26 protein-coding genes are annotated in these 22799 nt (G+C 68.8%); 21 read left to right on the top strand and 5 right to left on the bottom strand.

The annotated features are described in order from the left end of the window. Window positions 1-71: 71 nt before the first annotated feature. Complete coding sequence (locus tag ACIA58_RS20725; RefSeq protein WP_396405348.1) at window positions 72-779, top strand: LuxR C-terminal-related transcriptional regulator; 708 nt, start codon at window positions 72-74, stop codon at window positions 777-779. Between the two features lie 15 nt (window positions 780-794). Here ACIA58_RS20725 and ACIA58_RS20730 read toward each other — a convergent pair whose 3' ends face one another. Then, a complete protein-coding gene (locus tag ACIA58_RS20730; RefSeq protein WP_396405349.1) occupies window positions 795-1397 on the bottom strand; it encodes an NAD(P)-dependent oxidoreductase in 603 nt (200 codons plus the stop codon). Window position 1398: 1 nt separating this feature from the next. Next, window positions 1399-2304: an EamA family transporter gene (locus tag ACIA58_RS20735; RefSeq protein ID WP_396405350.1), complete on the bottom strand. Its 906-nt coding sequence runs from the start codon at window positions 2302-2304 to the stop codon at window positions 1399-1401. A gap of 73 nt (window positions 2305-2377) precedes the next feature. On the opposite strand from ACIA58_RS20735, the gene ACIA58_RS20740 reads away from it, so the two are divergent. Further along, a complete protein-coding gene (locus ACIA58_RS20740) occupies window positions 2378-2875 on the top strand; it encodes a MarR family winged helix-turn-helix transcriptional regulator (RefSeq protein ID WP_396405351.1) in 498 nt (165 codons plus the stop codon). A 40-nt stretch (window positions 2876-2915) separates the two neighbouring features. Here ACIA58_RS20740 and ACIA58_RS20745 read toward each other — a convergent pair whose 3' ends face one another. Beyond that, window positions 2916-3746 carry a hypothetical protein gene (locus tag ACIA58_RS20745; protein WP_396405352.1) on the bottom strand — a complete coding sequence of 277 codons (831 nt, stop codon included), beginning with the start codon at window positions 3744-3746 and terminating at the stop codon, window positions 2916-2918. Window positions 3747-3974: 228 nt separating this feature from the next. Between ACIA58_RS20745 and efp the strand changes: the two genes are divergently transcribed. Beyond that, the gene (gene efp / locus ACIA58_RS20750) at window positions 3975-4538 is read left to right on the top strand and encodes an elongation factor P (RefSeq protein WP_396405353.1); all 564 of its coding nucleotides are present in this window, start codon (window positions 3975-3977) and stop codon (window positions 4536-4538) included. Between the two features lie 24 nt (window positions 4539-4562). Continuing rightward, window positions 4563-4973, top strand: coding sequence for a transcription antitermination factor NusB (gene nusB, locus ACIA58_RS20755; RefSeq protein WP_396405354.1), 411 nt, complete (start codon window positions 4563-4565; stop codon window positions 4971-4973). Window positions 4974-5254: 281 nt separating this feature from the next. On the opposite strand, the gene ACIA58_RS20760 is transcribed toward nusB, so the two are convergent. Further along, complete coding sequence (locus ACIA58_RS20760) at window positions 5255-5770, bottom strand: transcriptional regulator (protein ID WP_396405355.1); 516 nt, start codon at window positions 5768-5770, stop codon at window positions 5255-5257. A gap of 205 nt (window positions 5771-5975) precedes the next feature. Here ACIA58_RS20760 and pyrR point away from each other — a divergent pair, with 205 nt between their 5' ends. The 9 genes from pyrR (at window position 5976) to ACIA58_RS20805 (ending at window position 16664) form a co-directional block, all read left to right on the top strand. Beyond that, complete coding sequence (gene pyrR / locus ACIA58_RS20765; protein ID WP_396405356.1) at window positions 5976-6572, top strand: bifunctional pyr operon transcriptional regulator/uracil phosphoribosyltransferase PyrR; 597 nt, start codon at window positions 5976-5978, stop codon at window positions 6570-6572. After that, window positions 6572-7507, top strand: coding sequence for an aspartate carbamoyltransferase catalytic subunit (locus ACIA58_RS20770; protein WP_396405357.1), 936 nt, complete (start codon window positions 6572-6574; stop codon window positions 7505-7507). Before pyrR ends, ACIA58_RS20770 begins: the two co-directional genes overlap by 1 nt. Then, the gene (locus ACIA58_RS20775; RefSeq protein ID WP_396405358.1) at window positions 7504-8796 is read left to right on the top strand and encodes a dihydroorotase; all 1293 of its coding nucleotides are present in this window, start codon (window positions 7504-7506) and stop codon (window positions 8794-8796) included. The genes ACIA58_RS20770 and ACIA58_RS20775 overlap by 4 nt, the downstream gene beginning before the upstream one ends. Continuing rightward, window positions 8793-9284, top strand: coding sequence for a hypothetical protein (locus ACIA58_RS20780; RefSeq protein WP_396405359.1), 492 nt, complete (start codon window positions 8793-8795; stop codon window positions 9282-9284). Before ACIA58_RS20775 ends, ACIA58_RS20780 begins: the two co-directional genes overlap by 4 nt. Continuing rightward, complete coding sequence (gene carA / locus ACIA58_RS20785) at window positions 9281-10417, top strand: glutamine-hydrolyzing carbamoyl-phosphate synthase small subunit (protein WP_396405360.1); 1137 nt, start codon at window positions 9281-9283, stop codon at window positions 10415-10417. Before ACIA58_RS20780 ends, carA begins: the two co-directional genes overlap by 4 nt. Then, the gene (gene carB, locus ACIA58_RS20790; protein WP_396405361.1) at window positions 10417-13719 is read left to right on the top strand and encodes a carbamoyl-phosphate synthase large subunit; all 3303 of its coding nucleotides are present in this window, start codon (window positions 10417-10419) and stop codon (window positions 13717-13719) included. The genes carA and carB overlap by 1 nt, the downstream gene beginning before the upstream one ends. Beyond that, window positions 13712-14746: a quinone-dependent dihydroorotate dehydrogenase gene (locus ACIA58_RS20795; RefSeq protein ID WP_396405362.1), complete on the top strand. Its 1035-nt coding sequence runs from the start codon at window positions 13712-13714 to the stop codon at window positions 14744-14746. The genes carB and ACIA58_RS20795 overlap by 8 nt, the downstream gene beginning before the upstream one ends. Beyond that, a complete protein-coding gene (gene pyrF / locus ACIA58_RS20800) occupies window positions 14743-15582 on the top strand; it encodes an orotidine-5'-phosphate decarboxylase (RefSeq protein ID WP_396405363.1) in 840 nt (279 codons plus the stop codon). Before ACIA58_RS20795 ends, pyrF begins: the two co-directional genes overlap by 4 nt. A 122-nt stretch (window positions 15583-15704) precedes the next feature. Further along, window positions 15705-16664 carry a DUF4037 domain-containing protein gene (locus tag ACIA58_RS20805; RefSeq protein ID WP_396405364.1) on the top strand — a complete coding sequence of 320 codons (960 nt, stop codon included), beginning with the start codon at window positions 15705-15707 and terminating at the stop codon, window positions 16662-16664. Here the strand turns inward: ACIA58_RS20805 and ACIA58_RS20810 are convergent. Then, window positions 16637-17506: a LysR family transcriptional regulator gene (locus ACIA58_RS20810; protein ID WP_396405365.1), complete on the bottom strand. Its 870-nt coding sequence runs from the start codon at window positions 17504-17506 to the stop codon at window positions 16637-16639. The genes ACIA58_RS20805 and ACIA58_RS20810 overlap by 28 nt on opposite strands. Before the next feature lie 69 nt (window positions 17507-17575). Between ACIA58_RS20810 and ACIA58_RS20815 the strand changes: the two genes are divergently transcribed. The 8 genes from ACIA58_RS20815 (at window position 17576) to coaBC (ending at window position 22733) form a co-directional block, all read left to right on the top strand. Continuing rightward, window positions 17576-18490 (top strand): EamA family transporter, encoded by a 915-nt coding sequence (locus ACIA58_RS20815; protein ID WP_396405366.1) that lies wholly within the window; start codon window positions 17576-17578, stop codon window positions 18488-18490. A 46-nt stretch (window positions 18491-18536) separates the two neighbouring features. Continuing rightward, entirely contained in the window at window positions 18537-18902 is a 366-nt protein-coding gene (locus ACIA58_RS20820; RefSeq protein ID WP_396405367.1) for a hypothetical protein, read from the top strand. A gap of 150 nt (window positions 18903-19052) precedes the next feature. Beyond that, the gene (locus ACIA58_RS20825) at window positions 19053-19433 is read left to right on the top strand and encodes a hypothetical protein (RefSeq protein ID WP_396405368.1); all 381 of its coding nucleotides are present in this window, start codon (window positions 19053-19055) and stop codon (window positions 19431-19433) included. Window positions 19434-19594: 161 nt separating this feature from the next. Then, on the top strand, window positions 19595-19969 hold the full coding sequence (locus ACIA58_RS20830; protein WP_396405369.1) for a hypothetical protein: 375 nt from the start codon (window positions 19595-19597) through the stop codon (window positions 19967-19969). Between the two features lie 117 nt (window positions 19970-20086). Next, window positions 20087-20401, top strand: coding sequence for an integration host factor, actinobacterial type (gene mihF / locus ACIA58_RS20835; protein WP_130449575.1), 315 nt, complete (start codon window positions 20087-20089; stop codon window positions 20399-20401). 55 nt (window positions 20402-20456) lie between these two features. Beyond that, window positions 20457-21080, top strand: coding sequence for a guanylate kinase (gene gmk, locus ACIA58_RS20840; RefSeq protein ID WP_396405370.1), 624 nt, complete (start codon window positions 20457-20459; stop codon window positions 21078-21080). A 2-nt stretch (window positions 21081-21082) separates the two neighbouring features. Further along, window positions 21083-21385, top strand: a complete 303-nt coding sequence (gene rpoZ / locus ACIA58_RS20845; RefSeq protein WP_325039561.1) for a DNA-directed RNA polymerase subunit omega — start codon at window positions 21083-21085, stop codon at window positions 21383-21385. Window positions 21386-21422: 37 nt separating this feature from the next. Then, window positions 21423-22733, top strand: a complete 1311-nt coding sequence (gene coaBC / locus ACIA58_RS20850) for a bifunctional phosphopantothenoylcysteine decarboxylase/phosphopantothenate--cysteine ligase CoaBC (protein ID WP_396405371.1) — start codon at window positions 21423-21425, stop codon at window positions 22731-22733. Window positions 22734-22799 lie beyond the last annotated feature (66 nt).

The following is a 22799-nucleotide window of genomic DNA, read 5'->3' on the forward strand; positions in this document are numbered from 1 at the left end:
GGGCACACCTCGCCAGACGTCGGCCGGCCGACCGTGGTTCCGTTCAACAACGCTCTGGGGGAGTCGCAGGTATGACGAGTACGCATGGGGAGCACCGCATTCCGGTCTGGATGAAGGCGCTGGACCCGCTGTCGCAGTTCGGGCTGGTCCACACGCTCGGACAGCGCCCGGAGATCAGCCTGATCAACGACACGGAGCTCGCCGCTGTGTTGCCCGGGCCGTCGGGGCTCTCGGGGCTCTCGGGGTTGTCGGCAGACCAGCGCACCGCCCCGCCGGTGGTTGCGTTGGTCGCCGTCGACTCGCTGGACGCGGGGGCCGTCCAGGTACTGCGGGCCGCAAGCCAGCGCGGTTGCCGCCGGACGGTGCTGATCGGCAGCACGATCGACGACGACGCGCTGATGACCGCGGTCGAGCTGGGAGTGTCCGGCGTACTGCGCCGGACCGAGGCGACCGCGGACCGGATCGTGCACCTGGTGCAGGCGGCCGCTGCCGGGGACGGCAGCCTGCCCCCGGATCTCCTGGGCCGCCTGCTGGGGCAGGTGTCGCCGATGCAGCGGCACGTGCCGGCGCCGCGCGGGCTGTCCCACACCGGGCTGTCCGACCGCGAGACGCAGGTCCTGCGACTGGTGGCCGACGGCAAGGACACGCAGGAGATCGCCCGTGAGCTGTCCTACTCGGAGCGGACGGTCAAGAACGTCCTGCACGACGTGACCAGCCGGCTCCAGCTGAGGAACCGCTCACATGCCGTCGCATACGCATTGCGCGAGGGCCTCATCTGAACACCTGTCAGCCGTCTAGTAGCCCACCGTGAACCGTTGCCGGATGTGCTCGGCTCGCTCGGCTTCGTCGACGAGGGCGACCGCGAAGTCCTCCATCGACACCGCCGAGCTGCCGTCCGCATCGGTGACGAGGTGGTCGAAGCCCGTCCGGTAGCGACCGGTCCGGACGCCAGGCTCGAGCAGCGCCGGCGGACTCACATACGTCCAGTCCAAGCCGGTCGCCATACGCACGACGTCGTACTGCTCGTTGCAGGCCAAGGCGATCGGGAGCAGCTCGGCCGGGAAGCCAGGTGAGTCGACCAGCAGCATCTCCGTCCCGGGCACGATGAGACTGGCCGCGCCGCCGACCAGGATCAGTCGTACGCCGCTGCCGCGCAGGCCGATCAGCAAACCCTTGGCCGCGGCGACGAGCTCAGCTTCGCTTCCTGGACGCGGTCGGGTCGCACTGATCACCACGTCGTGACCGGCACTCAGGCGAGCGACGTCGTCCGGGTCCGCGGCGTCACCCCGGACCGGGCCGGAGCGGCCGACGGTGGTGACCTGGTGGCCGCGGGCAACTGCTTCTTGGGTGACTCGGCTCCCGACGGCGCCGGCTGCGCCCCAGACCAGGATCCGCATCTCACCGCTCCCCGGCCGCGACGAGGACAGGGGCTTCGGCGGCAGGCGTCGGCCGGACCTTCCGGCGTACCTGGGCCGTCACGAGGGCACCCAGCACGATCAGGCCGCCGACGGCCTGCCAGACCGACAGGTGCTGGTCCAGCACCAGCCAGCCGAGCGTCGTCGCCATGACCGGGCTGAGCAGTCCCAGGAACGTCACCTCGGTCGGAGCGAGCTCGCGCAGTCCGCGGAACCAGAGCGCATACGCGACCGCGGATCCGAACAGTGCGAGGTAGGAGTAGCCCGCGAGGTTCCGCAGGGTGAAGTCAGGTAGCCCGCCCTCGACCAGGAAGGCGACCGGCAGCAGCACAAGCCCACCGGCGACCAGTTGCCAGCCAGTTGTAGCCAACAGGGGAGCGGGCGACGTCCAACGCTTGCTGAGTACGACGCCGAACGCCATCACGATCGCACCGCCAACAGCCGCAAGCACTCCGAGCATGTCGAGCTGTGCAGTCGCCCGCAGCACCAGAAGACCGACACCGAACACGCCTGCGATGGCTGTGAGAACCGTGCGCAGCGACAGGTGCTGCCGCAGCAGACCGGCAGACAGTACTGCGACCAGTAGTGGCTGAATCGCACCGACCGTCGCAGCTACGCCACCGGGCAACCGGTACGCGCCGACGAAGAGCAGTGCGTTGAAGGCACCGATGTTGAGCGTGCCGAGGACCAGTGAGCGCCACCACCAACTGCCGCGGGGGAGGACGCGCGTGATCGCGACCAGCAGTAGACCGGCCGGCAGTGACCGAAGCAGTGCGGCCAGCAGTGGTCGGTGGGGTGGCAGGAACTCGGTGGTGACCAGGTAGGTCGTACCCCAGAGCAGCGGCGTGATCGCCGTGACCAGAAGAAGAGAGACTCGATTGCTTAGCACTAAGATAAAGTATCTCAGCGCTAAGCTACTTGCAATCCCTCAGCGCTAAGCAATTCGGCAGTAGGCTGGGCGGATGGCAGATCACGTCGACCTGGTGCTCGAGCAATGGCGGGATCGGCGGCCCGACCTGGACGCGTCGCCGATGGGTGTCATCGGTCGCCTGAGCCGGCTCAGCGTGCTCTTCGACGCCGAGCTCCGGCGGAACTTCGCCAAGCACGAGCTCGACCGCGCGTCCTTCGACGTACTGGCGACGCTGCGCCGCAGCAACCCCGAGCACAGCCTGACGCCGGCCGGGCTGATGCATTCGTCGATGGTGACGTCCGGAGCGATCAGCCAGCGGCTGGACCGTCTGGAGGCCCGCGGTCTGGTGACCCGCGCCCCCAGCGAGACCGACGGCCGAGGCGTTCAGGTGACTCTGACCGCAAAGGGCCTCAAGCTGATCGACAAGGTCCTACCGACCCATGTAGACATCGAGGCCGAGCTCCTCTCCGGCCTCTCACCCACAGAACGCACCCAACTGGCAGGCCTCCTCCGCACCCTGCTGGAATCCCTCGGCGACAAGCGCGACTAGCGCCCACGACGAACGACCCGTCCAGGCGGCTGCATCACGGTCAACTGGGGGGCGTGCCGGGACGCGGTGCGTTGCGGACGGTCTGCCAGAGTTCGTCGATGTCGGAGCGGTCTTCCGGCTCGGGCTTGTCGACCCAGCCGCTGGCCCAGACGTTCTCCTCGCGGTCGTCCAGGTTGAAGATCGACTCCGCGAACGCGGCCGAACCGACGTACCGGCTGTCGTCCTCGTCCGGCTCGGACTCCTCCGTGCTGCGGGGCGTCGTCTTGGGAGCGACGAGGGAGCGGGCGTACTGCTGCGCCTCGAGGATGCCCAGCCCGCGCTGCTCGCCCAGCAGGCGGATCGCGCCGACCTCGTTGTTCGCGTTCATCAGCTCGCGGATCTTGGCGTCGAGGTCCTGGTTCGACGACGGCAGCTGGCTCTGCTGCGGCCGATGCGCGGGCGGCTGGTACGGGTTCAGGTTGTTGTACTGCGCCGGCTGGTACTGGGCCGGCGGCTGGTACGGGGTGGGGCTGCTGGGCCGCGCCGGCTGGCCCGGGGGAGTCCACTCGCCCGGACGCGCCGGCTGACGACCGCTCTGCAGGAGCTGCGAGAGCGCGGCCGCTACCTGCTGGCTGCTCGGCGGTGTCCCGGTCTGGGTCGGGAACGTCTGTTGCGGGACCTGTGCCGGCGGCGGACCGCCCTGGCCGGCGGCCTGGGTGTACTGCCCCTGGAACTGGGCCGGCTGGTTGCCGCCCTGCTGGGCCTGGATCCGCTCGACCAGCGCCTGGACACGCGGATTCATCTTCCCGTTGCCGCGGTTGGACTGCCGCTTGGCCTTGTTGATCAGGCTCACCACGATCATCACCACGACGAAGATCACGAACCCCGTCATCGCCGGCCTCCTCCGTGGACGTCTGGACTGACAGCCTAAGGCCCACCGGGTGCGCGGAATCGGAGTAATGCGGGTGTGACCGCTACAATCTCGTGTGAGAGTGCGCCCGAGGCCCCACCGCCTACTGCGCGGCACTCGGCACGGCACCTCGCCGAGCACCTGCTCGCTACGGCGTTGGGGCCTCGGGCGCACTCTGGACCGCTGATCGAATTCGAAGGGCTTACCCGCGTGGCAACGACGAACGACCTCAAGAACGGCATGGTGCTCGACCTGGACGGACAGCTGTGGTCCGTCGTGTGGTTCCAGCATCACAAGCCGGGCAAGGGCGGCGCCATCGTCCGGACGAAGCTCAAGAACGTGCTGTCCGGCAAGGTGGTGGACAAGACCTTCAACGCCGACGTGAAGGTCGACGTGGCCACGGTCGACAAGCGTGACATGACGTACCTGTACAACGACGGCACGGCGTACGTCTTCATGGACAAGTCGACGTACGACCAGCTGCAGCTGCAGCCCGAGGTGGTCGGCGACGCCGTCCACTTCCTGCTGGAGAACCAGGACGCCATCGTCGCGGTGCACGACGACCTCCCGCTGTACGTCGAGCTCCCGGCCTCGGTCGAGCTCACGGTCGAGTACACCGAGCCGGGTCTGCAGGGCGACCGCTCCAGCGGCGGCACCAAGCCGGCCAAGCTGGAGACCGGCTACGACATCCAGGTCCCGCTGTTCCTGACCACTGGTGAGAAGGTCAAGGTGGACACCCGGACCGGGGACTACCTCGGCCGCGTCACCTCCTGATCCGTAGAGAGTCGACAACAGAAGATGTCTGCCCGTAGCAAGGCCCGCAAGCGCGCTCTCGACGTGCTGTTCGAGTCCGAGGTCAGGGGGCTGCCGGTCGGCGGCACCCTGGCCGACCGGGTGGCCGACAACGACCCGCCGGTGAACGAGTTCACCGTGGCGCTGGTCGAGGGTGTCGCGAAGCACATCGAGCTGATCGACGACCTGCTCGAGACGCATTCGGTCGGCTGGACGCTGGACCGGATGCCGGCCGTCGACCGGAACATCCTGCGGATCGGCGCCTACGAGCTGCTGTTCGACGACCAGGTGCCGGACGTGGTCGCGGTGAGCGAGGCGGTCGCGCTCGCGCGGGACCTGTCGACGGACGAGTCGCCGACGTTCGTGAACGGGCTGCTGGCACGACTGCTGCAGCTGAAGCCCACGCTGGGCGTCTGAGAACTCCGGGCGTCTGAGAAACCCCGGGCGGGTTGAAGAAGTCTGGGCGGTCCGGGCGGTGAGGAACGAGGGGGGCGAGCCCTCTCCGAGTTCCTCTTTGTCTCTGGCCCGGTGACCGTCTCGGTACGGTCCCGGGCCGCCGATGCGTCCCCGTGCGCGGCCGGTGAGGTGGTACCTGCCGCTCTACTGCGGTGCTGCTGTGGTGTTGCTCCGTTGGGTCAGTTGAGAAGGCGGGCGGCCGCGGGCCAGCTGCTACAAGCCCCGACCGTCTAACACCTTCGTCAGGCGCCGGCTGCCTCGGACGCGTCCTCTACCTCACCCTTCGCCTCCGGGTTCAGCACGCCCCAGGAGATGAAACGCTCGGTCAGCGTCGTCGGCGACTCGTCGTAGATCACGGCGAGCGTCCGCATGTCGTCCTGCCGGATCGACAGCACCTTTCCGTTGTAGTCCCCACGCTGAGCCTGGATCGTGGCGGCGTACCGCGTCAGCGGACCCGCCTCGCTCGCGTCGAGGTGTTGCAGAGCCTCCAGGTCGAGGATCAACCGGGGCGGAGCGGCAGCAGCTGCGGCCGCGCTGGCGGAACCAGGGAGCAGTTCACGGATCGGCACGCCGTAGAAATCGGCGAGCTCCGCGAGCTTCTGGACCGTGACGGCTCGATCGCCGCGCTCGTACGAGCCGACGACGACCGCCTTCCAGCGACCCTTGGACTTCTCTTCCACACCATGCAGCGACAGCCCTTGCTGCTGGCGGATGGCGCGTAGCTTGCCACCCAGTGTCTTCGCGTATTCGCTAGGCACGCTGGTCTTCCCTCCGACTAGTTTCGTCTTGTCCGGCCCGCAGGGTACGGCCCGAAAGGTGAAACCCCCCTCGATTACACAGAGTAACAATATTCTGGGTGCGAGGCCAGCGTCAAGACGGCGTGTCACATCCGATACCATGTCAAGCGGTCCGAACGTCCTTTAAAGACCCGTCCAGAGAGGCGGGAAAGGAGGAACGGTAGCGATGAGCCCTGCCCAGAGTGCAGAGCAACCCGAGTTCACGCAGCCGCCGCTTCGCAGCGGCCGTGAGGTTCTCGACGCTTCCGACATTTCCCGGGCACTGACCCGGATCGCCCACGAGATTCTCGAGCGGAACCGCGGCGCCGACCCGGTCGTCCTGCTCGGCATCCCCACCCGCGGTGTCCCGCTGGCGCAGCGCGTCTCGGCCCGCATCCAGGCCGTCGAGGGGCAGAGCGTGCCCACAGGGTCACTCGATGTGACCATGTACCGCGACGACATCGGCCTCAAGCCACCTCGTGGCCTGGAGCACACCGACATCCCCGCGGACGGCATCGACGGCAAGGTCGTCGTCCTGGTCGACGACGTGCTGTTCTCCGGCCGCACGATCCGCGCGGCCCTCGACGCGCTCGGCGACATCGGCCGCCCGCGCGCGGTCCAGCTGGCCGTCCTGGTCGATCGCGGCCACCGCGAGCTGCCGATCCGCGCCGACTACGTCGGCAAGAACCTGCCGACCTCGCTGGTGGAGCGCGTCACCGTCCACCTGGACGAGTTCGATGGCGAGGACGCCGTACTGATCGCCGACAAGGGGGCGAAGGGCTGATGAAGCACCTGTTGAGTGCGGCGGACCTGAGCCGCGACGAGGCCAACCTGATCCTCGACACCGCCGAGGAGATGCGGTCGCTGGCCGACCGCCCGATCAAGAAGCTGCCCGCGCTGCGCGGGCGGACCGTGGTCAACCTGTTCTTCGAGGACTCGACCCGGACCCGGATCTCGTTCGAGGCGGCCGCCAAGCGGCTGTCGGCGGACGTCATCAACTTCTCCGCCAAGGGCTCGAGCGTGAGCAAGGGCGAGAGCCTCAAGGACACCGCGCTGACGCTGCAGGCGATGGGCGCCGACGGGGTGGTCTGCCGGCACGGTTCGTCCGGCGCGCCGCACCTGCTGGCGAAGTCCGGCTGGATGACCGGCTCGGTGGTGAATGCCGGTGACGGCACCCACGAGCACCCGACCCAGGCGCTGCTCGACGCGTTCACGATGCGCCGCCACCTCGGCTCGCTGGAGGGGCGACGGATCACGATCGTCGGCGACGTCCTGCACTCCCGGGTCGCGCGCTCCAACGTGCTGCTGCTCGCCACGCTGGGCGCCGACGTGATGGTGGTCGCTCCGCCGACGCTGCTCCCGGTCGACATGTCCCAGTGGCCGTGCGCGACGTCGTACGACCTCGACTCGGCGCTGCCGAAGAGCGACGCGGTGATGATGCTGCGGGTGCAGCGGGAGCGGATGAACGACGCGTTCTTCCCGAGTGCCCGCGAGTACACCCGCCGCTACGGCCTGGACGTGCACCGGATGGCGCAGCTGCCGGACGACACCATCGTCATGCACCCGGGCCCGATGAACCGGGGCATGGAGATCAGCGCCGAGGTCGCCGACTCGACCCGCTCGGTCATCGTCGAGCAGGTCACGAACGGCGTGGCCATCCGCATGGCCGTCCTTTATCTGCTGTTGTCAGGTAGTAACGAAGAGGAGCAGACCGCATGACCGCACAACTGATCACCGGCGCGCGCATCGTTGGCGGTGAGGTGGCGGATCTGCTGATCGACGACGGCGAGATCGTTGCTGTCGGCACTGACCTCGAGACCCCCGGCGGTACGACGACCGTCGACGCGCGGGGCCTGATCGCGCTGCCCGGGCTGGTCGACCTGCACACGCACCTGCGCGAGCCCGGCCGCGAGGACGCCGAGACCGTGCTGACCGGCACCCGCGCGGCGGCCAAGGGCGGGTTCACCGCGGTCTTCGCGATGGCCAACACCGACCCGGTCGCCGACACCGCCGGAGTGGTCGAGCAGGTCTGGCGCCTCGGCCGCGACGCCGGGTACGCCGACGTGTACCCGATCGGCGCGGTCACCGTCGGCCGGAAGGGCACCCAGCTCGCGGAGCTCGGTGCGATGGCGGACTCGGCAGCCCGGGTCCGGGTGTTCTCCGACGACGGCGACTGCGTCTGGGACGCGGCGTTGATGCGGCGCGCGCTCGAGTACGTGAAGGCGTTCGACGGCGTGATCGCCCAGCACGCGCAGGAGCCCCGGCTCACCCAGGGCGCGCAGATGAACGAGGGCGCGCTGTCCGGCGTCCTCGGCCTGACCGGCTGGCCGAGTGTCGCCGAGGAGGCGATCATCGCTCGCGACATTCTGCTCAACGCGCACGTCGGGTCGAAGCTGCACATCTGCCACTTGTCAACCAAGGGCTCGGTGGAGATCGTCCGCGCCGCCAAGCGCCGCGGTCTGGAGGTTACCGCCGAGGTCACCCCGCACCACCTGCTGCTGACCGAGGACCTGGCTGCCTCCTACAACCCGGTGTACAAGGTGAACCCGCCGCTGCGCACCAAGGAGGACGTCGAGGCGGTCCGCGAGGGCCTGGCCGACGGCACGATCGACATCGTCGCCACCGACCACGCGCCGCACCCGGTGGAGGACAAGGACTGCGAGTGGAGTGCGGCCGCGTTCGGGATGACCGGGCTCGAGACCGCGCTGAGCGTCGTACAGCACGCGATGATCGACACCAAGCTGCTGACCTGGTCCGACGTCGCCGACCGGATGAGCTACCGGCCGGCCGCGATCGGCCAGATCTCCGAGCACGGTCGTCCGCTCGAGGCGGGCGCCCCGGCGAACTTCGTGCTGTACGACCCGACCGTCGAGCGGACCGTCGTACCGGACGAGTCGGTGTCGCTGTCGCGGAACACGCCGTTCCAGGGGATGACGCTGCCGGGCAAGGTGGTCACGACGTTCCTGCGCGGTACGCCGGTCGTCCTGGACGGTGAGCTGACCAGGTGAAGGCTTTCCTGGGCATTCTCGGCACGCTGCTGATCTTGGCGGCGGGCTACTTCGGCATGTACCGGGGCTGGCGGAACCGTCAGTCCCGGCAGGCCGACCTCGCGCCGCTGCCCGCGGTCCCCGAGGCCAAAATCAGCGGCGTCGAAGGTGTGTACGTCGCGACCACGAGTGCCGGCGACTGGATGGACCGGATCGCCGTGCACGAACTGGGCGTCCGCAGCATCGCGGACCTGGCCGTCAGTGAGGCCGGCCTGATCTTCCACCGGCAGGGAGCGGCGGACGTGTTCATCCCCGCGGACCACCTGACCGCCGTCCGGACCGACCGTGGCATCGCCGGCAAGGTGACCGCGGAGAAGTCCGGGCTGGTCGTGGTCACCTGGACGCACGACGGCCGCGAGCTCGACACCGGGTTCCGCCCGCGTCGCAAGGCCGACACCGCCGCCCTGACCGAATCCATCGCAACACTGATCGGAGCCGAGCAAAGATGAGCCAGCCCGCATCCAATCCGGCGCTGCTGGTCCTCGAGGACGGCCGGTCGTTCGCCGGCACCTCGTACGGGGCGACCGGCGAGACGTACGGCGAGGCGGTGTTCACCACCGGGATGACCGGCTACCAGGAGACGCTGACCGACCCGTCGTACCACCGGCAGATCGTCACCCAGACCGCGCCGCACATCGGCAACACCGGTGTGAACGACGAGGACGACGAGTCGCAGAAGATCTGGGTCGCCGGGTACGTGGTCCGCGACCCGGCCCGGGTGCCCTCCAACTGGCGCTCGACCAAGTCCCTCGACGACCAGCTGAAGAGCCAGGGGATCGTCGGGATCTCCGGCATCGACACCCGGGCGCTGACCCGCCACCTGCGCGAACGCGGCGCGATGCGAGCCGGGATCTCCACCGAGATCCTCGACCCGGCGGCCCTGCTGGAGAAGGTCCTGCAGCAGCCGCCGATGGCCGGCGCCGACCTGGCCGACGAGGTCACCACGCCCGCGACGTACGTCGTACCGGCCGAGGGCGAGAAGCGGTTCACCGTGGTCGCGCTCGACCTCGGGATCAAGTCGATGACGCCGAAGCGGATGGCCGAGCGCGGCATCGAGGTCCATGTGCTGCCGGCCACCGCGTCGCTGGACGAGGTACTCGCGGTGAACCCGGACGGCATCTTCATGAGCAACGGCCCGGGCGACCCGGAGACCACCGAGCACCCGACCACGCTGCTCAAGGAGCTGCTGCAGCGCGGCAAGCCGTACTTCGGGATCTGCTTCGGCAACCAGGTGTTCGGGCGGGCGCTCGGACTGGGGACGTTCAAGCTGAAGTACGGGCACCGCGGGATCAACCAGCCGGTGCTCGACCGGGCGACCGGGAAGGTGGAGATCACCGCGCAGAACCACGGCTTCGCGGTGGACGCGCCCCTGGACGGCGGCGTCGAGACTCCGTACGGGACGGCTGAGGTCAGCCACGTCTCGCTCAACGACAACGTGGTCGAAGGGCTCAAGCTCACCGGTAAGGACGGGCGGGTGCTGGCCTTCTCGGTGCAGTACCACCCCGAGGCGGCGGCTGGTCCGCACGACTCGGCGTACCTGTTCGACCGGTTCGTCGAACTGATGGAAGGACGGGCCGTCTGATGCCGAGGCGTACAGACATCGAGTCGGTGCTGGTCATCGGCTCCGGGCCGATCGTGATCGGTCAGGCTTGCGAGTTCGACTACTCCGGCACGCAGGCCTGCCGGGTGCTGCGCGAGGAGGGGTTCCGGGTCGTCCTGGTGAACTCCAACCCGGCCACGATCATGACGGATCCGGAGTTCGCCGACGCCACGTACGTCGAGCCGATCACCCCGGAGTACGTCGAGAAGGTGATCGAGAAGGAGCGCCCGAACGCGCTGCTGGCCACCCTCGGCGGCCAGACCGCGCTGAACGCGGCGATCTCCCTGCACGAGAACGGCGTGCTCGAGAAGTACGGCGTGGAGCTGATCGGCGCGTCCGTCGACGCGATCCAGCGCGGTGAGAACCGGCAGTCGTTCAAGCAGATCGTCGAGAAGCTCGGCGCGGAGGTCGCACGCTCGGTGATCTGCCACACGCTCGACGACGTGATGGGCGCGGCCGGCCAGCTCGGGTACCCGCTGGTCGTGCGGCCGTCGTTCACGATGGGCGGCGTCGGCTCCGGGATGGCGTACGACGAGGCCGACCTGCGCCGGATCGCCGGTGCCGGGCTGCACGCGTCGCCGACGACCGAGGTGCTGATCGAGGAGTCGATCCTCGGCTGGAAGGAGTACGAGCTGGAGGTGATGCGCGACAAGGCCGACAACGTCGTGATCATCTGCTCGATCGAGAACGTCGACCCGATGGGCGTGCACACCGGCGACTCGGTCACGGTCGCGCCGGCGATGACGCTGACCGACCGCGAGTACCAGGTCATGCGGGACCTTGCCATCGGCATCATTCGCGAGGTCGGCGTCGACACCGGCGGCTGCAACATCCAGTTCGCGGTGAACCCGGCCGACGGCCGGCTGATCGTGATCGAGATGAACCCGCGGGTGTCCCGTTCGTCCGCGCTGGCGTCGAAGGCGACCGGCTTCCCGATCGCGAAGATCGCCGCGAAGGTTGCCATCGGCTACACGCTGGACGAGATCCCGAACGACATCACCAAGCAGACCCCGGCCAGCTTCGAGCCGACGCTGGACTACGTGGTGGTGAAGGTGCCGCGGTTCGCGTTCGAGAAGTTCCCGGCCGCGGACGCCACGCTGACCACGCACATGAAGAGCGTCGGCGAGGCGATGGCGATCGGCCGCAACTACACCGAGGCGCTGCAGAAGGCGCTGCGGTCGCTGGAGAAGCCGGAGGCCCGGTTCTCCTGGGCCGGTCACCCGGCGAGCGAGCTGGAGCCGTTGCTGGAGACGATCAAGACGCCGCAGGACGGGCGGCTGCGGATCATCATGGACGCGATCCGCGCGGGTGCGACGCCGGAACAGATCTTCGATCAAACTCGCATCGATCCGTGGTTCGTGGACCAGCTGTACCTGCTGCACGAGACCGCGCTGCAGGTGGCGGCCGCGCCGCGGCTCACCCCTGAGGTGATCAAGCTGGCGAAGCGGCACGGGTTCTCGGACCTGCAGCTGGCCGAGATCCGCGGGCTGACCGAGGACGTCGTCCGCGGCGTACGGCAGGCGCTCGGGATCCGGCCGGTCTACAAGACGGTCGACACCTGTGCGGCCGAGTTCAAGGCCGAGACGCCCTACCACTACTCGTCGTACGACGAGGAGTCCGAGGTCGCACCGCGCTCCGAGCCTGCCGTGCTGATCCTCGGCTCGGGGCCGAACCGGATCGGCCAGGGGATCGAGTTCGACTACTCCTGCGTGCACGCGTCGATGGCGCTGCGCGAGGCCGGCTACTGCACGATCATGGTGAACTGCAACCCGGAGACGGTCTCGACCGACTACGACACCTCCGACCGGCTGTACTTCGAGCCGCTCACCTGCGAGGACGTGCTCGAGATCGTGTACGCCGAGATGCAGGCCGGCCCGGTCGCCGGCGTGATCGTGCAGCTCGGCGGCCAGACGCCGCTCGGCCTGGCGCAGCGGCTCGCGGATGCCGGTGTTCCGATCGTCGGGACCTCGCCCGAGGCCATTCACCTGGCCGAGGAGCGGGGCGCCTTCGGCAAGGTGCTGGCGGACGCGGAGCTACCGGCGCCGAAGCACGGGACGGCGCTGTCCGCGGACCAGGCGCAGGCGGTGGCCGAGGAGATCGGGTTCCCGGTCCTCGTGCGGCCGTCGTACGTGCTGGGCGGACGCGGGATGGAGATCGTCTACAGCTCGGCCGAGCTGAGTGCGGCCCTGGAGCGGCTCGGCGGCGGTGAGGCGTTCGAGCACCCGGTGCTGATCGACCGGTTCCTGGACGACGCGGTCGAGATCGACGTGGACGGGCTGTTCGACGGGAACGAGTTGTTCCTCGGCGGCGTGATGGAGCACATCGAGGAGGCCGGGGTGCACTCGGGTGACTCGTCCTGTGCGCTGCCGCCGATAACGCTCGGCAACGCGGACATCGAGAAGCTCCGCGCCTCCACCGAGGCGATCGCGCGCGGGGTCGGCGTCCGCGGGCTGATCAACATCCAGTACGCGCTGGCCGGCGACGTCCTCTACGTGCTGGAGGCGAATCCGCGGGCCTCACGGACGGTGCCGTTCGTGTCGAAGGCGACCGCGACCCCGCTGGCCAAGGCCGCGGCCCGGGTGATGCTCGGGGCAACGATCGCGTCGCTGCGTGACGAGGGCATGCTGCCGGCCACCGGTGACGGCGGCACGCTGCCGACGACGACGCCGATCGCGGTGAAGGAAGCCGTCATGCCGTTCAACCGGTTCCGGACCATCGACGGCTCGTCGGTCGACACGGTGCTCGGGCCGGAGATGAAGTCCACCGGCGAGGTGATGGGCATCGACGACACCTTCGGCACGGCGTTCGCGAAGTCGCAGGCGGGGGCGTCGCAGCCGCTGCCGACGGCCGGCAAGGTGTTCGTCTCGGTCGCGAACCGGGACAAGCGGCACATGATCTTCCCGGTCAAGCGGCTGGCGGATCTCGGCTTCCAGATCTACGCGACCGAAGGTACGGCGGACGTACTGCGGCGCAACGGCGTCGAGGCCGTCACGGTTCGCAAGAGCAGCCAGGGTCCCGGCCCGAACGGCGAGCCGACGATCGTCCAGATGGTGCAGGACGGGGAGCTCAACCTGATCGTCAACACACCGATCGGGATCACCCAGGGCGGTTCGCCGCGGCTGGACGGGTACGAGATCCGCAGCGCCGCGGTGGCACGGAACATCCCCTGCATCACCACGGTCCAGGGCCTCGCGGCCGCCGTACAGGGCATCGAGGCGCAGCGCGCCGGCGACATCGGCGTACGGTCCCTGCAGGACTGGGTGCCGAGGATCCGCGGTGTATAGGCGGGTTGTCCGCCCGGTCCTGTACAAGCTGGGCAACGGTGACGCGGAGGTTGCGCACGAGCAGACGTTGAAGGGGATGCGCCTGCTCGGGCGCATCCCGGGGGCCTCTGCTCTCGGGTCCCGGGTGTACGGGGCGTCGGGTGAGGGGCATTCGGTCTTCGGTGTCCGGTTCCCGTCCCGTGTCGGCCTGGCTGCTGGGATGGACAAGAACGGGATCGCCCTGCGCGCGTGGCCGGCGATCGGCTTCGGCTTCGTCGAGGTCGGCACCGTCACCGCGCATCCGCAGCCGGGCAATCCTCGGCCGCGCTTGTTCCGGTTGGTCGAGCACGAGGCCGTCATCAACCGGATGGGCTTCAACAACCTCGGCTCCGAGGCGCTCGCGCACCGGCTGGCGGCGTACGGACCGCTGGGTTACCCGCTCGGCATCTCGATCGGCAAGTCGAAGGTGACGCCGCTGGACGACGCGGTCGAGGACTACGTGACCTCGCTCCGCCGCCTCTACCGGTACGGCGATTACTTCGCGGTCAACGTCTCCTCGCCGAACACGCCGGGCCTGCGCTCCTTGCAGGACGCGGGCCACCTCCGCGAACTGCTCGCCGCGCTGCACACCGAGGCTGCTTCGCTGACGGTGGCCGGCCTCGGTCCGAAACCGATCCTGGTGAAGATCGCCCCCGACCTGACCACGTCGGCGATCGACGAACTGCTCCAGGTCTGCACCGATCTCGGCGTCGCCGGCATCATCGCCACCAACACGACCATCGATCGCACGGGCGTCCCGGATCATCCGTTGGCCCACGAGACCGGCGGGCTGTCCGGACGCCCGCTGGCGGAGATCGCAGCCAAGACCGTCGCCCACATCCACAACCAGACCGGGGGAGCGGTGCCTGTCATCGGTGTCGGAGGGATCGTCGACCCGTCCGACGCGGCCCGCCTGTTCGACGCCGGCGCGAGCCTCGTCCAGGTGTACACCGGTTTGATCTATCGCGGCCCCGGACTGATTCGAGCTATCAACAGGAGCTTGCCATGAGCAACAACAAGCCGTTCGGTGCGCGCCTGCGCGCGGCCATGGATACCCGCGGCCCACTCTGCGTCGGCATCGACCCGCACGCGCATCTGCTGGACACGTGGGGCCTGCCCGACACCCCGGAGGGGCTGGCCTCGTTCACCTACGGCGTCGTCGACGCGCTCGCCGAGCGGGTCGCGGTGTTCAAGCCGCAGTCCGCGTTCTTCGAGCGGTTCGGGTCGGCCGGCATCGCCGTACTCGAGCAGGCCACGATCCGGCTGCGGGACGCCGGTGCGCTGGTGATCATCGACGCGAAGCGCGGCGACATCGGAAGCACGATGGGCGGGTATGCGGCGGCGTACCTGGCCGAGAAGGGGCCGCTCGCGTGCGACGCGCTGACGGTCAGCCCGTACCTCGGCTTCGGCTCGCTGCAGCCGACCATCGACGTGGCGCGCGAGTCCGGGGCCGGCCTGTTCGTGCTGGCCCTGACGTCGAACCCGGAGGGCCCGCAGTTCCAGTCGGCCCGCACCGCCGACGGGCCGACCGTCGCGGGTGCGGTGCTGGACGGCCTGCGCGGACTGAACGCCGACACCGACGAGCTTGGCTCGTTCGGAGCGGTCGTTGGCGCGACCATCAGTTCCACCGCCGAGAACCTCGACATCAACGGTCCGCTGCTCGCCCCCGGCCTCGGCGCCCAGGGCGGCACGGCCGAGGGCCTCACCAAGGTCTTCGGTACGGCGGTCCGCAACGTCGTACCGTCGAGCTCGCGAGAGATCCTCGGCGCCGGACCCAACCCCACCGCCCTGCAAGCTGCGGCCAACCGGGCCAACGACGCCTACCGAACGGTGCTCGGCTACTGAGATCTGCATCTCGACAGGACCTGTCCGGCTTCGCCCGGCGCTGTCACGCTCAACTGCCCGGCCGATCGGGCAGGACAGGCCGACACATCCTGTCGAGATGCTGATCATGCGATCCTGTTCGCATGGGTTCGGGACTGGGGATTTGCGGGCGGTTCTACCAGCAGATCGTTCGGCCGCAGGTGGACGTGGCGCACAGCGCGGCGTTGCTGGGGCGCGGCTCGGAGGTGCTCGGCTTCGACGACGAGATGTCGGCCGACCACAACTATGAAGCGCGGGTGCTGCTGTTCGTCGCGGAGGGAGTCGAACTGCGGCCGGAGTTGCCGGCGACGTTCGAAGGCCGTCCGACGCAGGTCGACGTACACACCCTCCGCCAGTACTTCGCCGACCAGTTGAGGTTCGACATCGACGCCGACCTCACGCCGCAGGATTGGCTGACCTTTCCGGAGTCGATTCTCCGGCAGCACACGGCCGGCGGCGTGTTCCACGACGACGTCGGTCTCGCGGCGGTCCGTGATCGGCTGGCCTACTACCCCGACGATGTCTGGCGCTATTTGATGATCACCGCCTGGTGGCGCGTCCATCCGGAGATGAACCTGGTCGGCCGTGTCGGGTACGTCGGGGACGAGCTCGGGTCGGCGTTGATCGGCGCGCAGCTCGTGCAGGACCTCATGCAGCTGTGCTTCCTGATCGAGCGCACCTACGCGCCGTACCGGAAATGGTTCGGTACGGCGTTCGGCCGGCTGTCCTGTGGCCCGACCCTGACGCCGCTGCTGCGCGGGGTCCTGCGGGCCGACACGTGGCAGCAACGCGAGGAAGCTCTGATGGGGGCCTATCGCGGCGTCGCCGAGCTGCACAACCGGCTCGCCATCACCGAGCCGATCGAGCTCGGTGTAGAGCAGATGTGCGGCCGGCCGTTCAAGGTCGTCTGGGGAGACTTCATCGGCACGCTCTCCGCGGGGATCCAGGACCCGGAGGTACGGCGCATCCTCGACCGCTGGCCCGTCGGCGGAATCGAGCAGATCCGCAACCTGCTGTGGAAGGCGCCGGACCGCCGTCACCTGGTCGAGCTGCTCGACTCCTGATAGAGCTTCGTCAGCAGGTCGACGGCCGCCAGCGTCGCCGGGTGCGGGTCCTCGCGGTGCCAGATCAGGTGTACGTCGACCGGCGGCGCGTCGCGGAGCGGCCGATAGACGACACCGTCCCGGCGGTACTGCGTGGTCGTGGCCTGCGGCGTGACGCCGACACATCGCCCGGACGCGATGGCAGCCAGCCAGTCGTCGACGTCGTGGGTGAACTCGATCCGCGGTCGCGCGCCCTCGGGCCACAGATCGATCGTGGTGCTCCCGGTGCGGCGGTCGATCACGATCGTCCGGTCGCCGATCTGCGCCAGCGTGAGCGACCGTTTGCGCGCGAGTGCGTCGTCGGCGGCCAGGACGCAGTACCGCGGCTCCTGAGTCAGCAGCACGTGCCCGAACCTGCTCAGGTCGAGATGGCTTCGGACAACGGCCAGATCGCACAGGCCCTCGGTCAGTCCACCAGTGGCCGTGTTCGTGCGGACGAGCTGCGGTTCGACGTCGGGGTGCGCGGCGGCCCACCGGCGCAGGAACTCTGTCGTGTGCGCACCGAACGCCGACCAGGCGTGCCCGACGCGGAGCCGCGTATGGCCGCTCCTGGCCTCGCTCATCAGGATTTCGATCTCGGCCATCACCTGCCGGGCACGGGCCAGCACCTGGACGCCCGCGGTCGTCGGCGTGATCGACCGGCTGGTCCGGTGCAGCAGGCGGACGCCGAGCGCGCGCTCCAGGGCGAGGAGGTTCCGGGAGACCGCGGCCTGCGAGATCCCGAGCTCGATCGCCGCGTCGGTGAACGTCCCGGTGTCGACGATCGCGACCAGGCAGCGCAGGTGCCGCAGCTCGAGATCCATGACTCCAGCGTATAGATCGGCGGTCGACCGCATTTTGTCACCGAGCCGGCTGGGTCGACTCTCGTGAGGGTGAGGCGAGAACGGTTGGTCGGAGTGGCGATGATGCTCGGGAGCGGGCTGTCGACGCAGGTCGGTGCGTCGGTGGCGGCGCTCGCGTTCCCGGTGATCGGTCCGGCGGGCGTGGTGGCGATCCGGCAGTGGGTCGCCGCGATCGTGCTGCTCGCGGTCGGGCGCCCACGTCTGCGATCCATCACAGCCCGTCAGTGGCGACCGGTGATCGGGCTGGCCATGGTCTTCGCGGTCATGAACCTGTCCCTCTACACAGCCATCGACCGAGTAGGCCTCGGCTTGGCAGTCACCCTGGAGTTCCTGGGCCCGCTCGCTGTTGCATTGCTGGGCTCACGTCGCGTGCTCGACCTGGTGTGCGCGCTCGTCGCCGCGCCCGCAGTGGTGCTGCTGGCGCGGCCCCAGGCGTCAACCGACTACGTGGGCATCGGACTCGGCCTGCTGGCCGCGATGGGCTGGGCGTTCTACATCCTCCTCAACCGCAAGGTCGGTCGAGAGTTGCCGGGCGCAACGGGTTCGGCCACCGCTGCCGCGTTGTCCGGACTCGCGTACGTGCCTGTCGGGGTGGTGGTTCTGCTGCACCACCCCGCGACGCTCGCCGCCGCGTCGTACGCCCTGGTGGCCGGCGTGCTGTCGTCGGCGGTGCCGTTCCTCGTTGATCTGTTGACGTTGCGGCGCGTGCCGGCGCAGTTCTTCGGCGTCTTCATGAGCGTGAATCCGGTGGTCGCGGCAATGGTCGGGCTGGTGGTTCTGCATCAGCAGCCGGCGATCCTCGACTGGGTGGCGATTCTCGTCATCGTGTCGGCGAACGCCGTGGCGATCTCGGCAGCGAGCAGCAGCCGGCAGCATCGCAAAGTATATGATGTAAATCATAGTGTATGTGCTAAACCAGTGACCCCCGCGGTCCGCCAGGGTTGACGCGACGGGCAGCACCGGACTGGCCGCGTGAGACCGAAGGACGGACATGAAGCGGGTTGCGGTTCTGGTGGTGGCGACGACGATGAGCGCGGGCCTGCTGACGGCCTGCTCGCGCGGAGGCGACTACTGCCAGGAGTTGAAGAGCTACGGCGATCTCGTGAAGAACCTCGACATCAAGGATTCACAGGCGCTCGACAAGATCGCCAACGGGTCGAACAAGCTGTCCAAGTCGGCGCCGGACGACGTGAAGGACGACTGGAAGACCGTGCGGGACTTCGCCAACAAGGTGAAGGGTGCCAACGGCAACCAGGAGAAGGTCGCCGAGGCCGACGCTGCCAAGGTCGACGCTGCATGGAAGGCGATCGCCGCCAACGCCAAGGACAAGTGCAAGTTCGACCTCGAGAACATGTGACCGGCCCGACGCGGCACATCACAGCCCGGTTCCGGTCGTGCCGTGCGATCTTCTTCACGGCCTGCCGGAGCTCGCGGTGACCCCGGCGTTCGGAAAGGTGTCGGCGGACGGGGAGCCACAGTCTTCCCGCGCGACTTGTTAAGGAACAGAATGCGGAAGCTGGCAGCCCTCGCGGCCGTTGTGACGATGAGTGCCGGTGTCCTGACGGCCTGCTCGGGTGGCGACTACTGCGGTGACCTGCAGGGCTACGTCGACTCGGCGAAGGACCTGGACATCAAGAACGCCGACGCCGTCGGCAAGATGCTGGACCAGGCCAAGAAGGTGTCGAAGTCGGCGCCGGACGACCTGAAGGACGACTGGAAGACCGTCATCGACTATGCCGAGAAGGCGCAGGACGCCAAGGGCGACACGAACAAGCTGATGGAGCTGGCGAAGAGCGAAGGCTCCAAGGTCCAGCCCGCCATGGACGCGATCACCAAGCAGGCTAAGGACACCTGCAAGATCGACCTCTCGGGCGCCGGCAACAACTGACGCCCGCGGTGCCGGCAGGGCGGCGTCGCATCGCCGTCCCGCCGGCGCCACGGCGGCGTCACGACGAATCACCTGACAGCGGAACGTATTCGTTTCGGATAGTTTGGTGACTCCCGGTAGCGTCGGCCGCACACGACCTCCCGACCCCCGAGGATGAAGCCGTGAAACGTACTCTCGCCATCATCGCGACCGTGACCGCCACCGCCGGGGCGCTGACCGCCTGTACCGACGAGCAGGCGTACTGCGTGGACCTCGCCAAGTACGCCGCGAAGGCCGTCGACGTCGACCCGCAGAAGCCGGTCGACTACGTGAAGATCCTGGACGACGCGAAGAAGCTGCAGGAGTCCGCGCCGAAGGACGTGAAGGACGACTGGGCCGCCGTCGTGACGTTCGCCGAGAAGGCACAGAAGGCCGGCACGGACCGGGTCGAGCTCGCCAAGCTGAGCAAGCAGACCGGCGCCGTGATGACGGCGTACAAGAACATCAGCAGCCAGGCCAAGGACAGCTGCAAGGTCGACCTTCCGGCGCTGAATTGATCAACTGATCGTTCCAATCCGCCGCCTGTCCCGCGACTCTGCTCAACCACGGCCCGACGACGGGCTGGACCCGTGTTAGGTTCCCTTGCGAAGCCATACAACGGGACAGGTGAAACGGTGCCACTTCCTTCTTTGACCCCGGAGCAGCGTGCGGCTGCTCTGGACAAGGCCGCGGCGGCGCGGCGTGAACGAGCCGAGATCAAGAACCGGATCCGGCACTCGGGAGCGTCTCCGACGGAGGTGCTCCACGAGGGGCAGACGAACGAGGTCATCGGCAAGATGCGGGTGAGCCAGTTGCTGCAGTGCATCCCGGGTGTCGGCAAGGTCCGGGCCCAGCAGATCATGGAGCGGGCCGGGATCTCGGAGACGCGGCGGGTGCGCGGCCTCGGCTCCAACCAGATCGCGGCGCTCGAGCGCGAATTCGCCGAGTGAGCTGAGGGTGAGCCAGACCGAAATCCATCCCGGCTCGTTGGACACTGGTGTGACGATGACCACGCACCCTGACAATGTTTCGCACGAGCCGGTGCCGGCTGATCCCGGCCCGGCGCGGCTGACTGTGCTGGCCGGGCCCACCGCGGTGGGGAAGGGGACGGTCGCGGCGGAGATCCGCGAGCGGTTCCCGGACATCTGGATCTCGGTGTCGGCGACGACCCGCAAACCGCGGCCGAACGAGGTGCACGGCGTGCACTACCTGTTCGTGTCCGACACGGAGTTCGACCGGATGATCGCCGACGGTGAGCTGCTCGAGTGGGCGGTCGTGCACAAGGCGGCCCGGTACGGGACGCCGAAGCAGCCGGTGCTCGACAAGCTCGCCACCGGCCGGCCGGCCCTGCTGGAGATCGACCTGCAGGGCGCCCGCCAGGTCCGCGAGACGATGCCGGAGGCGCAGTTCGTCTTCCTGGCGCCCCCGACCTGGGACGAGTTGGTCCGCCGGCTGGTCGGCCGGGGCACGGAGACCAAGGAAGAGCGCGACCGCCGGCTCGAGACCGCCGTACTGGAGCTGGCGGCCGAGAAGGAGTTCGACGTGACGATCGTGAACGCCTCGGTTCGGGAGGCTGCCGATCAGTTGGTAAAGTTGATTCGATCACCCTCCATCTCTGGAAAGAGCTGACTTTGTCTGGCAACCAGCCCGTCGCCATCGGCATCACCTCGCCGCCGATCGACGACCTGCTCACCCACACCGACTCCAAGTACAAGCTGGTGCTGTACTCGGCCAAGCGGGCGCGGCAGATCAACGCCTACTACTCGCAGCTCGGCGAGGGCCTGCTGGAGTACGTCGGACCGCTGGTCGAGACGCACGTCCAGGAGAAGCCGCTCTCGATCGCGATGCGCGAGATCAACGAGGGCGTGCTGACCTGCACCGACATCGACCCCGAGGCCGAGGCGGAAGCCGCAGCCGCGGAGAAGTCCGAGTAACCAGCCCCGCGATGACGCCCGGGAACGGAGTCAGCTGATGTCCGGATCCGGTGAAGAGCACACCCCTGGGACCCATGCCGTCCCGGGGGACTCTGTCGTTCCCGCGACGCCGTCCAAGCACAAGCCGAATGTCGTGCTCGGGGTCGGCGGCGGCATCGCGGCGTACAAGGTCTGTGATCTGCTCCGGCGGCTGACCGAGTCCGGGCACAGTGTGCGGGTGGTGCCGACGGCGGCCGCGCTGGAGTTCGTCGGCGCGGCGACCTGGGCGGCGCTGTCCGGGCAGCCCGTGACGGCCGACCCGTTCGACCACGTCGAAGAGGTGCCGCACGTCCGGATCGGCAAGGCCGCGGAGCTGGTCGTCGTCGCGCCCGCGACCGCGAATCTGATCGCCAAGGCCGCCCACGGGCTGGCCGACGACCTCCTGACGAACACACTGCTGACCGCGCGCTGCCCGATCCTGTTCGCCGCCGCGATGCATACCGAGATGTGGGAGCACCCGGCCACCCAGGCGAACGTCGCGACCCTGCGGTCCCGGGGGATCACGGTGCTGGACCCGGCGGTGGGCCGGCTGACCGGCGCCGACACGGGCCGTGGACGACTCCCGGAGCCGTCCGAGATCTTCGCGATCAGCCAGCTGATGCTCGCCGACGAGGCGGCCCGCGCGGCCGGGCAGTCCGTCGCGGACCTCACCGGCAAGCACGTGCTGGTCAGCGCGGGCGGCACGCGTGAACACCTCGACCCGGTTCGGTACCTCGGCAACTCGTCGTCCGGCAAGCAGGGCTATGCCCTCGCCCGGATCGCCGCCGCCCGCGGCGCCAAGGTCACGCTCGTCGCGGCCAACTCCGAGCTGCCCGACCCGGCCGGCGTTCAGGTCGTCCCGGTCGTCTCCACCCGCGACCTGTACGACGAGATCACCGGGCGGGCCGCCGACGCCGACGCGATCGTGATGGCGGCCGCGCCCGCGGACTTCCGCCCTGTCGACCTGGCGGAGCACAAGATCAAGAAGACCGCCGACGGCGCCGTGCCCGCGGTCAACCTGATCCAGAACCCGGACATCCTGCAGACCATCTCGCACGACCGCGCCCGCCCCGACCAGGTCATCGTCGGGTTCGCGGCGGAGACCGGAGACGCCGAGCACACGGTCCTCGAGCTCGGCCAGGCCAAGCTCGAGCGCAAGGGGTGCGACCTCCTGGTCATCAACGACGTCTCCGGCGGCAAGGTCTTCGGCAGCGACGTCAACGAAGCAGTGATCCTCGACCGCGCCGGCACCGCCCTCCCCGTCCCCTCCACCAGCAAGGACGCCCTGGCCGGCGTCATCTGGAACCTGGTCGCCACCCACTGGTCCTGACCACCCACCTGCCCCGCCCCACCCAGGCCCGCCCGCTCCCCAGGGCCATTTCAGAGGTGAACCTCT

Origin of the sequence: Kribbella sp. NPDC051586, from assembly GCF_044453965.1 — a bacterium.
GTDB lineage: Bacteria > Actinomycetota > Actinomycetes > Propionibacteriales > Kribbellaceae > Kribbella.